13 protein-coding genes are annotated in these 12,693 nt (G+C 67.1%); 8 read left to right on the forward strand and 5 right to left on the reverse strand.

Going from position 1 to position 12,693, the window contains the following annotated elements; genetic code table 11:
- Position 1: 1 nt before the first annotated feature.
- The 7 genes from ON19_RS35795 to ON19_RS35825 all read left to right on the forward strand — a co-directional run bounded on the left by ON19_RS35795 (position 2) and on the right by ON19_RS35825 (position 7,761).
- The gene (locus ON19_RS35795) at positions 2-1,408 is read left to right on the forward strand and encodes a nucleotidyltransferase domain-containing protein (protein WP_043703316.1); all 1,407 of its coding nucleotides are present in this window, start codon (positions 2-4) and stop codon (positions 1,406-1,408) included.
- The gene (locus tag ON19_RS39545) at positions 1,405-2,139 is read left to right on the forward strand and encodes an HAD family hydrolase (RefSeq protein WP_083899871.1); all 735 of its coding nucleotides are present in this window, start codon (positions 1,405-1,407) and stop codon (positions 2,137-2,139) included. The genes ON19_RS35795 and ON19_RS39545 overlap by 4 nt, the downstream gene beginning before the upstream one ends.
- Complete coding sequence (locus tag ON19_RS35805; protein WP_043703317.1) at positions 2,124-3,065, forward strand: diacylglycerol/lipid kinase family protein; 942 nt, start codon at positions 2,124-2,126, stop codon at positions 3,063-3,065. Before ON19_RS39545 ends, ON19_RS35805 begins: the two co-directional genes overlap by 16 nt.
- Positions 3,062-3,865, forward strand: coding sequence for an SDR family NAD(P)-dependent oxidoreductase (locus ON19_RS35810; protein WP_157230025.1), 804 nt, complete (start codon positions 3,062-3,064; stop codon positions 3,863-3,865). The genes ON19_RS35805 and ON19_RS35810 overlap by 4 nt, the downstream gene beginning before the upstream one ends.
- 31 nt (positions 3,866-3,896) lie before the next feature.
- On the forward strand, positions 3,897-4,697 hold the full coding sequence (locus ON19_RS35815; RefSeq protein ID WP_051169662.1) for a phytanoyl-CoA dioxygenase family protein: 801 nt from the start codon (positions 3,897-3,899) through the stop codon (positions 4,695-4,697).
- Between the two features lie 170 nt (positions 4,698-4,867).
- Entirely contained in the window at positions 4,868-6,400 is a 1,533-nt protein-coding gene (locus ON19_RS35820) for an esterase-like activity of phytase family protein (RefSeq protein WP_043703318.1), read from the forward strand.
- A 92-nt stretch (positions 6,401-6,492) separates the two neighbouring features.
- On the forward strand, positions 6,493-7,761 hold the full coding sequence (locus ON19_RS35825) for a TMEM143 family protein (RefSeq protein ID WP_051169663.1): 1,269 nt from the start codon (positions 6,493-6,495) through the stop codon (positions 7,759-7,761).
- A gap of 31 nt (positions 7,762-7,792) precedes the next feature.
- On the opposite strand, the gene ON19_RS35830 is transcribed toward ON19_RS35825, so the two are convergent.
- The 5 genes from ON19_RS35830 to ON19_RS35845 form a co-directional block, all read right to left on the reverse strand.
- A complete protein-coding gene (locus tag ON19_RS35830; RefSeq protein ID WP_043703321.1) occupies positions 7,793-8,806 on the reverse strand; it encodes a MerR family transcriptional regulator in 1,014 nt (337 codons plus the stop codon).
- Entirely contained in the window at positions 8,800-9,486 is a 687-nt protein-coding gene (locus ON19_RS35835) for a HEAT repeat domain-containing protein (RefSeq protein WP_218006541.1), read from the reverse strand. The genes ON19_RS35830 and ON19_RS35835 overlap by 7 nt, the downstream gene beginning before the upstream one ends.
- A 38-nt stretch (positions 9,487-9,524) precedes the next feature.
- On the reverse strand, positions 9,525-9,647 hold the full coding sequence (locus ON19_RS44320) for a hypothetical protein (RefSeq protein WP_255218457.1): 123 nt from the start codon (positions 9,645-9,647) through the stop codon (positions 9,525-9,527).
- 13 nt (positions 9,648-9,660) lie between these two features.
- A complete protein-coding gene (locus ON19_RS35840; protein WP_043703326.1) occupies positions 9,661-10,425 on the reverse strand; it encodes a potassium channel family protein in 765 nt (254 codons plus the stop codon).
- Between the two features lie 258 nt (positions 10,426-10,683).
- Entirely contained in the window at positions 10,684-11,547 is an 864-nt protein-coding gene (locus tag ON19_RS35845; RefSeq protein ID WP_043703328.1) for an IclR family transcriptional regulator, read from the reverse strand.
- Positions 11,548-11,977: 430 nt separating this feature from the next.
- On the opposite strand from ON19_RS35845, the gene ON19_RS44325 reads away from it, so the two are divergent.
- On the forward strand, positions 11,978-12,685 hold the full coding sequence (locus ON19_RS44325; protein ID WP_227955009.1) for a Zn-ribbon domain-containing OB-fold protein: 708 nt from the start codon (positions 11,978-11,980) through the stop codon (positions 12,683-12,685).
- The last annotated feature ends 8 nt before the right edge of the window (positions 12,686-12,693 follow it).

Here is a 12,693-nt window from a genome sequence, read left to right on the forward strand (position 1 = left end):
CATGACCGACACCATGATCGCCGCGGGTGGGACGGAGGCCGATCGGCTGCTGGTGTACGCAGCGCTGGCCACACCCACCGAACAGGAACGTGCCGCGCTGGTCGAGCTGGCCCACCGGGTCACCGATTGGGCGGCCTTCTTCGAGCTGGCTCAGCTGAACGCGACTGTCCCGCTGGTGCGGCGTTCGCTGATCGCCGGCGAGGTGTATCCGCGCGTTCCGCCACTGGTTCGGGTACGGTTCGACGCCGCGACCGAGCGGATCGCGACCGCGAACGACCGCCGCCTGGCCGGTGCGGTGCGACTGCTGCGGCGCTTCGACGAACGCGGCGTGCGCTGCGTGGTGCTCAAAGGCATGCTTTTCGCCACCGAGATCTACCACGACCCGCGCTACAAACGCATGAACGACCTGGACATCCTGCTGGAACCGGACCAGATCGACGTGGCCGTCGAGATCTACCGTGAACTGGGTCTTTTCGCGACCTCGGAGCTGCTGGGGAAGGCGCCCAAGGCGCGGACCGAGCGATCCCACCACCTGCCGTCGTTCGTCTCCCGCGACGGCGCGCTCGTGGTGGGCACACACTGGGGATTGATCACGCCGCTGGCACCCTACACAGTCGACTACGCCGCGATCTGGAAACGCGTGCGGCCCATTGACTTCCACGGCGTGCCCGCATGGGCGATGGCGCACGAGGACAACCTGCACCATCTGGGCATCCACCTGCCCTATTACAAGACCGGCGTACGCGAGCTCGGTGACATCTGGAACCTGGCCCGTTATGCGGGTGCCGACCTGGACTACGACCTGCTGGCCGCGCAGATCGCGGCGGCAGGCAGCGAAGGCTTGATGTACCACGCCCTCGCACTGGCCCACCGGCTGGTGCCCGACCCGCACTTCGCCATGCTGCTGGACCGTATCGCACCGCGCGTGGACCGATTCACCCGCGCCGACACCGTACGCAAGATCGCCGATGTGCGTACGCTGCTGCGCAGCCGCTCCACGCACACCTCCCGAATCGAGAAGGCCTACACCGAATTCAACATGACCGCCGACCCGTGGGAGAAACTGGACGGCTTCCGGCGGTTGTGGTCCGGGCTGCTACTGGTCCCCGGCGCGGAGGCGGCCCGGATGAACTCGGTGCGCGACCCGGGCGCACTTGCCGCCGTCGGCGCCCGCCTGATCGCGCCCTACCGCCTGACCCGGGTGTTCCAGCGCGACCTGGGCCGGTGGCTGTTTCCCGCCGCGCTGGCCAAGACGGTCTACGACCTCGGCGCGGCATACGCCGGGGAGTTCCGGACCCGCACCGAGATCGGCGGTGCGCGGCCCGCGCCGCCCGGCATCGACGAGTACGCCGCCCGCCTCGGGCTGACCAGAGCGGACCTGCAAGCAGTACTGGACAGCCAGGAATGAGCCCACGACCGACCGTGCTGTGGGATCTGGACGGCACGTTGATCGGGCAGCGGCGGCGCACCTTCGCGACGCTGATGCCCACGGGAGCGGCCTGGGTATTCCGCGATCTCATGCCACCGCACCGTTTCCTGCCGCTGTTGGGCCGCACGCTGCGCGACGTACGTGCCAACGACACCGAACACACCAACACGGAGCTGATGTTGCGGCTGCTCGCCGAGCGCGTCGGCACCGGCCGCGACGTGGTGGAAGCCCGCCTGGCCCGGCTGGCAGAGGTCGAATTCGCCCGGTTGCGAGCGTGCTTCCCGGCACGACCGGCAGCGGTGGCGGCGGTACGCGGGCTGGCGGAGGCGGGTGCGCGTCAGGTGGTCGCGACCAACCCGTTGTGGCCGCGCAGCACCGTCGAAGCCAGGATCCGCTGGGGTGGACACGATCTCACCTCGTTCGCCTTCGTCACCAGCGGCGAGACCATGCGCCGCGCCAAGCCACGGCTCGATTTCTATCGCGAATTGCTCGATCGGCTGGGCGCGGCGGCGGGTGACTGCGTGATGGTCGGCAACGACCCGGCCGACGACGGACCCGCGGCGCAACTGGGGATCCCCGTGTTCCTGCTGGGCGCGCGGACAACCGATATTCCACCCACTGTGGCCCGGACCGGACTGATCACGACCGGAGACCACCGCGCACTACGCCGATGGCTCGGCATCGAGGAGGATCTGTGCTCGTCGTCCTGAACCCGCGATCGAACGCGGGCACCGCACTCCGGCGCTGGGAGCCGGTGGAATCCGTGCTGCGCGCTCGGCACCCGGACCTCTCCGTGGAACTGCCTGCCGACGCACAGCACGCCACCGAGCTCGTGCGCGCAGCCGTTACCCGCCCGAATCCACCGTCCGTGCTGGTCGCCGCCGGTGGCGACGGCATGGTGAACCTGGTGCTGAACGCCCTCATGGACCCCGCCACCGACCGCCCGCGCGCCGTCGGCTCGGCGCTGGGCGCGGTGGGACTGGGCAGCTCCAACGACTTCCACAAACCGGTGCCCGACAGCGCCCGCGTCGGGTCCGTTCCGGTGCGGATCGACGCAGCGCGCGCTGACCTGGTGGACGTCGGCAAGGCCAGCGTGCTGCTGGCCGACGGCACCCGCGCCGTGCGCTACTTCTTGCTCAACGCCAGTATGGGACTGGTCGCGGCGGGCAATCATTCGTTCAACCAGGCCGCCGGGCTGATCGGCTGGCTCAAGTCGCGCAGCGTGGATGCCGCCATTCTCGCCACGGCGCTGGCCACCATCGCCACTCATCGGCCGCTGCCGGTCGCGGTGCGCGGCGACAATTGGATGCATGCCGCCCCGATCACGAACATCGGCGTGCTCAAGAGCGTGCACTTCGCCGGCGGCATGCACTACGACACCGCGGTCACCCGTGCCGACGGCCGGTTCGACGTGAACATCTGGGCCGAAGCGGGCAGGCTGCGGACACTCGGCCTGGTCGCCGGGCTGTACGCCGGGCGATTCCGGCGGTCGCGGCTGGCGGTGTGCTATCGGGACGCGGTCGTGGAACTGCGGCCCGACCGTCCGGCGCCACTGGAACTGGACGGCGAGATCACGATGGTGGAGTCGGCGCGGCTGGAGGTTCTGCCACGGGTGCTGAAGGTGTGTGCCGCATGACGGTCGTGCTGGTCACCGGAGCCGCCAACGGAATGGGCGCGGCCACCGCGGAACATCTTGCCGCGCTGGGATATACGGTCGAAGGATGCGATCGGATGGCGGCGCCGGACATCGCTCAGGTCGACGTGGGTGACGCCGAGGCGGTGAACCGCTGGGTACAGGACGCGCACAACAGGCACGGCCGGATCGACGCGGTCGTCACGTTCGCGGCATACGGCGTCGTCGGCGCGGTCGAGGAGACCACACCCGAGGAGGCCGCGGCGCTGTACGACATTAACGTGCTCGGCACACACCGCGTGCTGCGAGCAGTGCTGCCACTCCTCCGCGACCAGGGCGAAGGCCGGGTGATCGTCGTGAGCTCGGGAGCGGGCGCCATCGCCGAGCCGTACGGCGGGTGGTATTCGGCCACCAAGGCGGCCGTGGAACGGATCGGCGAGGCCGCGCGAATGGAGACGGCTGGGTCCGGCGTGCACGTCTCGGTGCTCATTCCCGGTTGGACGGTCACCCCGATCATCGACACGGCGGTTCATGTGGCTACCCCGATCTCGGTGTACGACCACGACCGCGCCGCCGTACTCCACCTGGTGCGCGGCTATCTGGCCGCCGGACAGCCCGCCGCAGCGGTGGCCCGGAAGGTCGCGATGATCCTGGCGGCGGACCGGCCACGGCAGTCCTACCTCTGTGGCCGAGACGTCCGCTTGTCCTTCTGGACCCGCAGGCTGGTCCCGGCTCGTGTCTACGAGCGACTGGTACAGAGGTACTACGGTTTTCGACCGGGCGCTCTCCGGCTTAGGACGTGATTCGCCCTAAGCGGCTCCTATCGTGCGTCTTGTGACTGAAACAACCGAGCATCCTGGTCGTAGCGGCGGCGAGATCACGACAGCGCAGAACCTTCCGGCCGAATTCGTCGAGCGATACCGCCGAGACGGCTACGTCCACATTCCACGAGTACTCGATGCGACGGAAGTGGACGAGTTCCTGGCCGAAGCCCGTACCCAATTGCACGAGCAGCCCACGGTCTCCTGGGAGGCACCCGAAGGCGGGAACGTGATGGATTGGGTCGCCGAACCGGAGAACGCCAGTGCGCAGATGCGAAGGCTCGCATTGCATCCCGAGATCACCGCCATCGCCGAGCGTCTGGCCGGGCGGTCGCTGCGCATGTTCAAATCCGAACTGCTGCGCAAGCATTCGTCGGGAAGCGCCCCCACACCGTTGCACATCGACGAGCCTGCTTTCCCCATCGCGGCGGCGCCGGTCACCCTCACCGCCTGGGTGGCGCTGGTCGATGTGCCCGTGGAGCGGGGATGCCTGACGTTCATTCCGGGATCACACCGCTGGCCCGGTGACACGGTCCCCGCGGACGGTGAGCCGTTCGACGTTCGACCGGAATTGCGGTGGTGGCCCCAAGTGACCGTTCCGCTGCGAGCCGGTGACTGCACTTTCCACCACGCTCGGCTGGTCCACTCGGCCGGTGCCAATCATACGGAGGTGACGCGGATTTCCCTGGCATCGGTGTACATCGACGCAGAGGCGGTCTATGACCCCAACCCGGACTCGTGGTATCAGGACAAGGTGCCCGACCGGGAACCCGGACAAACACTCGTCGGCGACCGGTATCCGCGACTCAGCTGAATCCGAAACCACGTCCGGGTGGCCACGCATCCAGCCCGGTGTCGCGGCAGAATGATCGGATGGTTGTGGGGATGGACGGCTCGAGTTCAGCTCGATGCCAACTGATGGTCGGGCGCGGTCGGTACGCATCGCTGGTGAGAATGCACCGCCGTACCCGAAGCGCAGTCGTCATGGTGGCCGTATGCGCGAGCGCCGTTCTGTCCGCATGCTCCTCATCGAGTTCGGAGGGGGACTTCACGGCGACCGAAGATCAGCCCTTGGTGATCTCGCTGGACGATCTGCTCGCCCGGACCGGCGGCAGCGCGGCGGTCGGGATCGCCGATCCGCAGCACGGCACGATCACCCGGCGCACCGACGGTGCGGTGGTGTACACGCCGGCGGCCGGGTACACCGGGACCGACAGCGTCACCGTGACCACCACCGACGCCGTCAAGCTGTTCACCACCGATATTCCACCGCTCGGTGACTTCGGCGGGGTGAGCTTGCAGGGCAGTGGGTACGGGTCGGCGTTCACCCCGGTGCCCGGATCGACCGACGAGTTCTACGGTCTGACCGACCGTGGGCCGAATGTGGACGGCAAGGGCAAGAACGAGAAGATCACGCCCGTACCGTCTTTTACGCCCGCCATCGCCAAGTTCAAGCTGGTCGGCACGAAGGCGGTGCTGGAAAGCGCCATTCCCCTGAAGGATTCGGCGGGACGGCCGTTCAACGGCCTGGTCGACACCTCCGCAAGCACCGGCGAGACCATCCGCGCCCTCGACGGCGCCATCCTGCCGCCCACCGATCACGGCATCGACAGCGAGGGCCTGGTGGCGATGCCCGACGGAAGCTTCTGGGTGTCCGACGAGTATGGGCCGTTCATCGTGCACTTCGATGCCAACGGCACCGAGCTGGAGCGGCTGGCGCCGGGCCGCGGCCTGCCCAACGAGTTTTCGTTGCGCACCCCCAACCAGGGGATGGAGGGGCTCACCGTCACGCCGGACGGCAACACGCTGGTCGGCATCGTGCAGAGCGCACTGAGCGAGCCGGGTGTCGCGTCGGCTCGTGAGGTGCCCATGACGCGAATCGTCACCGTGGATCTGAAGACCCGGGATGTCGAAGAATTCGTGTATCCGCTCGAGGATCCGAAGCAGAAGCTCGCGGTCTCCGAGATCACCGCGCTGAGCAACACCACCTTCCTGGTCGATGAGCGCGACGGCAACAAAGCGCCCAGGGCGAACAAGAAACTCTGGACCATCGACATCACCGGCGCCACCGATGTCGGCCCGCGGGCGAAGGTCCAGGGCGCGCAATATGATCCGGAGTTGGGCCTGCTGGTGGACGGCAAGCCATTGGAACTCCTCGTCGGCGCCGTGCCCACCGCCGACGGCGTCGCCACGCTCCGGAAGGCGGGCATCGTCCCCGTCGCCAAGAAGTCCAACCTGGACCTCGGCGGCCTGCTGGACGGCCTCGACGCCGGCGGCAAGTTCTTCGGCCACGACAAGATCGAGGGAGTCGCCACCCGCGACGGCGGCAGGACCCTCTACATCGCCGACGACAGCGACTTCGGCATCGATGCCGCCACCGGCGACCAGCCGCCATTCGGGCTGAAGGCCAAGCTCCTCGCCAACGGCATGCAGGACTCGGGTGAGGTGCTGATGGTCGACACCACCAAGCTGCCCGCCGAGACGCAGACGAAGACGATCACCATCACCGTGAAGTAGGTCCCACCAGGCGGCAAGAACATACGGTGCCCGGCACCGGCTTTCCTCCTATGGTTATGGCCGACGGGCCGGTCCGTCGAGAGGAGTTGCCGATGGATGCCGAACACTTCCTGCCGTTCCGCAAGAGCGCGGTGATCTCTCTGTGTGCCGATGAACTCCCCGCCGCGGAACGCGAGTCGTTTGTGGAGTTCGCGCGTCTGCTGGCGGCAGTGGTGCACTACGAGTTCCATGTGCGCGGTGAGGCTGCACTCGATGCCTATCAGCTGGTCGATCCCGCGGACGACGAGCGGACGGTCCGTGCCGCTACGGCCGAGCGCCGGGCGGCGGCGCGGGCGAGGGTGGAAGGTGAGCTGGTCGCGCTGGCCGAGGCGGCGGATTTCACGCGTATCGATGCCGCTGAGATCGAGCGCGCGTTCGCCGAGCACTCCCTGGTGAAGCTGCGCTTGGAGGTCGACCAGGAAGACATCGATACCGCGATGTTCTTCCGGCGCGGGGTGTCGCAGCGCACCGAACAGGTGCGGTGGCTGTTCGGTTTGCGGCGGCGCAGCATCGAATTCACCAGCTACGGCAAGGTTTTGGTGTACATCGCATTCACCGAGCGTCCGGAGGCGGTCGCGGATCGGCCCAACGGCGGTGTGCTGCTGAAGCTGTTCCAGAACGTCCCGAAGAACGACCTCGAGATGCTGTATCCGAGCGTTCGGGTGCGGATGCGGCCACTGGACAAGCTGCTGATCGGGGTCCCCGCGGTGGTCTCCGGAATCGTCGTGGTCGTCACCAAGCTGGTCGCCTCATTGGGGCCGCTGGTACTGATGCTGGCGTTCTGGATCGGGCTGCGCGAGGAATCCGTACGGCTGGATCAGGCCACGCTGATCACCCTCGGCGCCGGGTTGGCCGCCTTCGGCGGTTACCTGGTGCGGCAGTTCTCCAAGTTCAAAAATCGCAAGATCAAGTTGATGAAGACGCTGTCGGAACACCTCTACTTCCGCAATCTCGACAACGATGCGGGAGTGTTCCACCATCTACTCGGTGCCGCCGAGGAATCCGAGGTGAAGGAAGCCGTGCTGGCCTACCACTTCTTGCGCACGGCCGACCGCCCGCTCACCGCCGCCGAACTCGATCAACGAGTGGAGGACTGGTTCGGCCGACAGTGGGGGACCACCTTCGACTTCCAGACCCGCGACGGGCTTCGCAGACTCCGGGAATGGGAACTTCTCATCGAGCACGAACAAGGCACACTCGGCGCGCTGCCGCTCGACGAGGCGAAACAGCGGCTGGACTCTCACTGGGACAACCTGTTTCGTCTCCGACCACAGGCAGACCACATCGCGACTGCGCGCCGGACGGCGGTGACATCCGGCTGAAGCGGGCGCCCTGATCCGCGGCACACCGGGTTCAGTGCTCGGACCGCTCTTCGATCACACCCGCGAGGGCCGACGCGATGAGAGCGACAGCCCGATCGTCGTCGTGGGCCAATTGCCGCAGGACGCCCAGCGCGATGGTTCCCGGCATCTCGGCGAAGGCCTGGGCCAGGCGTATCCGCACTGTGGAGTCCGCCGCATGTGCGGCGAGTTCATCGACCAGCGCACTCATGATCCGGTCCGCGAGCTCGGCGTCCAGTGCCAATGTTCCGAGGACCTCGGCCGCCTCGACGTCGCAGGTCCCCTCGACCACCATGCCGACGAGTGTCGGCACGGCTGCGGTCGCGCCGCGCTTACCCAACGCCAGACCAGCATGCCCGCGCACCGTCGGGTCGGAGTCTCCGAGTGCGTCCGCGAGCAACGCGGTCGCTTCGTCACCGGGCATCTCGGCGATCGCCAGGACGGCGCGCCGCCGGATGTCGACGTTCTCCGAGCGCAGGCCGGACGCCACGCTCGCCACACCGTCACCGCCTGCCCGCGCGAGGGCCCACCGTAGAGCACCGGCGACATTCGGATCCGATTCGGCGAGGACCGCCCCAGCCAGCAGCTCGAGGGGAACCGGCACGTCCTCGGCCGGGGCCAGGACGGTTTGCTGCCGGCGCGCAGCATCGGGCGAGTTGAGCCCGTGCAGCAGCTCGACGATGCGCAGCACGTCCTGCCAGCCGGAGGGCGCCGAGGCATCGACCGTACGGAGTCGCTCGAGTAGCTCCTGCTCCCGATTCAGTCGCTCTTCGGTGCGTCGGATGAGGTCACCGACCAGTGCGGACGGCGTGAAGGCGGGATCCTCCAGAGCGCGTCCGATCTGTCGCAGCGACAATCCCAGGGACCGTAGGCATTCCACGTGGAAGATCCGGCGAATGTCCTCGGCGGAGTACTCGCGGTAGCCACCCACGGTACGGCCTGTCGGCCGCACCAGTCCGAGGTTGTCGTAGTGCCTGAGCATCCGGGTGCTCACCCCCGAGCGGCGTGCCACCTCACCGATCAGCACGCTGTTCCCTCGACCCGTTCCGGGCCCAGCGCGACGATCCGCTTCGCCTCGTCGACGGCTGGGTCGAAACCGGCATCCGGGTCGTGCAGAAGCCGCTGGGTAGCGCGGGCATGCGCACGCACCGTCGGGTCCAGGCTCGCCAGTCCCGTCCGCAGGACAGGCTCGATCCCGTCGCCGAGTGCGACGAGCGCTCGGCTGAGACTCAGTTGCACAACTCGGTCGCCGCGACCGAGTTGTGCGGCCAGTTCCGCGGCCAGCCATTTCTGTTCCTCGGCGGGCACGAGGACGACGGCAGCACGCCATGCGCTGCGCGCGACCTCGTCGTCGGCGTCGTGCAGCAACGACCGCGTGATCGCGGGCCACGCAGTCGCGTCCCCGATCTTGGACAGCGTATGCAACGCCTGGCTCCGGGCCTGAGCGCGCTCGGAACGGAGCTCCGCACGAAGTATGGGCACCGTGATCTCCGACGGGAAACGAGTCAACGCCCATGTGAGCATGTCGCGCACGAAAAAGTCCGGCTCGATCGCGCACCGTGCTACGAGGGTATCGATGAGCCCGGGCTCGGGGTGCGTACCAGCGGCCAGAGCCGCCTGGAGCCGCGTCGACGAGTTTCCGGCGCCCAACGCGTCGAGCAGGCGCGTGTCCGGTGAATTCCTGTGTGGCGAGTTGATGGGGACCACCTCCTGCACTCAGTGAAGACCTTGTCACGGTGTCAACGTCAAGTCGCGATTCCGGGGGCGTCCGCCACCGCCAACGCCCCCGTGCCGGGGCGGTATGCCACCGCGAGCACCGCCACCAGACGCGCGCCGATCGGTGCGCGGCCTTGTGTGCGCAAGGGCACGGTGATCCGCGGGTCATTCGGCCGGTACGGTATCCGGCGCGACCGCAGGGGAGCGCAGAGCGGCCACTTCGGCGCGCAGGGCTCTGATCTCGGCGACGAGTTCGGTGAGCTCCCGGTCGGTATTCTCCACATTCGCCTCGACACTCTTCAGCTGATCCATCACCCAGCTGGTAGTGGTGCCGATCGCGAAACTGATCAGGCCGATGCCCAAGGTCATCAGGATCAACGAGATCAAACGACCTTCGGTCGTCACCGGATACACATCGCCGTAGCCGACGGTGGTCACCGACACCATCGACCACCACAGCGCGTCACCGAAATTGTGGATCTTGCTGTCGGTCGCCCCGTACTCGGCGTCGAAGAAGGCCAGACTGCACAGCAGCAGCAGGAGTATCGAACTGGCTCCGACGAACACCGCGAGCCTGGCTCTGGTGGTCGTGTTCCGGTTCAACGTGCCGATCACGAGCATGGCGGCCCGCAGCAGCCGCAACGGGCGAAGCGGTGGCAGCACCACGATCAGCAGGTCGACCGGATGGGTGCGCAGGAACCGCGACCGATTGCCGGACAGCCACCACCGCACCGCGAAGTCCAGCGCGAACGCCGCCCAGATCACCACGTCGACCCGGGTGAGCCAGGCGTCGAGACGAGGTGAGGCACCGGTATCGAGCACCTGCCAGGCGTAGACGCCGAGGAACGCGACGGCCAGCATCATCAGCGGAATGCCGGTCCTCCGCTCCCAGGACTGTCTGCGGGTGAACTCGGAATGTGTTTCGGGCATCGAACTACCTGTGTCGCTCGGCTGCGGCGTCGGCGACACCGCAGGTTCGGCCGCTGTGGCTCCCGAAAGAGACCGGCCGTTCTCCCGCTGATTCTCACACGGAACCGAAGACGCCATGCCGCTCCATGTCGGCACTGCGACGAGGCATGACCCCGACACGCTTTTGGTCGGTTTTCGGATTGTGAAACCCGGGCGCGAGTGACGGCCGGACGCGGGGGTCCGTTGTCGCCCACGCGCGGGATACCCGGCCAGGCGGACTCAGGAGCGGCCGGGCCGGGGCAGGGTAGTGATCGCCGCGGCCTTCCTGGTCAGATGTCGTCCGATGGCCTCGATGCGTTCGGAGGGGAGCTCGACTAGGGGATGCACCGCTATCAGCAGTGCGACATGACCTCGTGGATCCAGGACCGGCGCCGCGATCGCCGCGACCGGGCCGGACGTGGCGTCGGGGAATCCGATCGTGGTGAATTCCGCCCTGAGTTGATCGAGAGTCTCGCGGATGTTCGGCGGGAGCGCGATGGCGCCGGTGTCGAGGGTGCCCAGCAAGCTCGCGGCCTGGCCCAGGGCAGGGGAGGTGCAGTCCACGTCGAATCCGCGATCACGCACCGCGGCCAGCCCTTCGGCCAGTCGCTTCGAAGTCGGTGTGCCGGCGGGTGCGGTCCGCTGGATCCAAGCCCGGCGCCCCTCCTCGGTATCCCAGGCCGCGAACCCGGCGCCGAACGGCGGAGCGTACGGGATGCGATCACCCGGCCACAGTCGCTCGCCACCTTCGAACGCCGTGATCACCAAGGAGTCGTCGGTGAATTTCTCGGTAACCGAGGCGGCATAGCCGAACTCTGCGGCGAGTTCGACCACCGCAGCCCGCGCGGCCTCGACGAACGGGCGAGTGCTGACCGCCGCCGCCACCGGAGCCAGACCGGGCCCGAGCGCGAAAGTCTTGGCGGCGGGATCGCGGCTGACCCACCCCCGGTCGCACAGGGTTTTGAGAATCGCGTGTGTGGTGGCCTGCGTCAGGTCCAGCTCGCGAGCGATGTCGCTGTAACGCAGCCGTTCACTGCCGGGGCGGGACAGCAACTCGATGATATCGACTACCCGTGCTGTCGGCGCCGATACCGCTCCCCGCATTCTGGCTCCTTTCGCCCACGCATCACCTTCAGAAAACAAGCTGATTTGATAGAGTATATCGAATATTCGATTACTGCAAGAATTTCGATCTCGCTCACCACGCGGCAGTCGGGTCGCGCGTGCCGTCTGTTGGGCTGCCCCGACATGATCCAGCACGTCGATCCCGGTTCTCGGCCCCTGAGGACTGACCGCAGCGAGGCACTCGGACGAAATTCGACCATTGACTCGAGCAAGTGACGTCTGCCGGAGGGTCTGTGCGCGGGAACGCTCCGCAGAAGTAGGTATGCCCCCTAGTAGTTCGACGGTCGCGGTCGGGCTCCGAGGCGGACACGCTTCGTAGGGACAGAATCACAGCTACCACGCCGAGGTCTAGATGCCCGAGCACATATCCGAGCCCAGCGGCAAACCCGTACGAGACCAGAAAATATTGATGATTCAGCGGTGCGGGCGCTGTAGAAAGTTATTTGCGCCGCTGACCGCTGTGTGTTCCTCGTGTCTGCCGGGGGATCTCGAGTCGGTGCCATCGTCTGGTATCGGTTCGATCGTCTCGTGGCGACTTATCCATCGAAGCCTGAGCTGTGCGCACGCCCCAGTCGTGCCGTTGACGATCGCCATTGTGGAACTCGACGAGGGTCCGTGGGTATGTACGACGATCGAAGGAGACGTTCCACCGTTCTCCAGTCGGCCCGTCCGGGTGCGATTCGAGCCGCGGTCTCGGGTGGACCGATTCCCCGTGTTCGCCGTCTGCCCTGTTGCGCCCGGTTCGGATGACGGCGTCGGTCCCGCGCCGCAGTGCGGGAACGCTTCGAACAATGCGCGGTCGACGCGTCGTTCCGATGCAGAGCATTGCTACGACGCATCGTGGGTACGGACCTCGCTTCGCCAATGCGATCTCTTGGCGGGCGCGAAATCTCTCGACTCGGCGGACAGGTCCCTGGTCGGTTTCGCGATCCGATGGGCGCCGTTCGGCGGCGCCGATGCCGGCGAGCTGCTCGTGACCTTTGGCGTGACCCGCAGGCGGTTCTTGCAGATGATGGGCGAGGCGCTGCGTCCACGACGGACCGACAGCGTCAAGGTGCGCGGGCTGAAGCATCGTTTGACGGACTCGCTGATGTGGGCATGGCGGATAAATACGTAAATACGCCC

The organism is Nocardia abscessus NBRC 100374 (genome assembly GCF_000308455.1).
Classification (GTDB): domain Bacteria; phylum Actinomycetota; class Actinomycetes; order Mycobacteriales; family Mycobacteriaceae; genus Nocardia; species Nocardia abscessus.

Excerpts from the sequence above, each read along its gene's own strand:
- ON19_RS35820 (WP_043703318.1), top strand. The coding sequence starts at position 4,868 with ATGGTGGCCGTATGCGCGAGCGCCGTTCTGTCCGCATGCTCCTCATCG.
- ON19_RS39545 (WP_083899871.1), top strand. The coding sequence starts at position 1,405 with ATGAGCCCACGACCGACCGTGCTGTGGGATCTGGACGGCACGTTGATC.
- ON19_RS35825 (WP_051169663.1), top strand. The coding sequence starts at position 6,493 with ATGGATGCCGAACACTTCCTGCCGTTCCGCAAGAGCGCGGTGATCTCT.
- ON19_RS44325 (WP_227955009.1), top strand. The coding sequence starts at position 11,978 with ATGATTCAGCGGTGCGGGCGCTGTAGAAAGTTATTTGCGCCGCTGACC.
- ON19_RS35810 (WP_157230025.1), top strand. The coding sequence starts at position 3,062 with ATGACGGTCGTGCTGGTCACCGGAGCCGCCAACGGAATGGGCGCGGCC.
- ON19_RS35840 (WP_043703326.1), bottom strand. The coding sequence starts at position 10,425 with ATGCCCGAAACACATTCCGAGTTCACCCGCAGACAGTCCTGGGAGCGG.
- ON19_RS35795 (WP_043703316.1), top strand. The coding sequence starts at position 2 with ATGACCGACACCATGATCGCCGCGGGTGGGACGGAGGCCGATCGGCTG.
- ON19_RS35845 (WP_043703328.1), bottom strand. The coding sequence starts at position 11,547 with ATGCGGGGAGCGGTATCGGCGCCGACAGCACGGGTAGTCGATATCATC.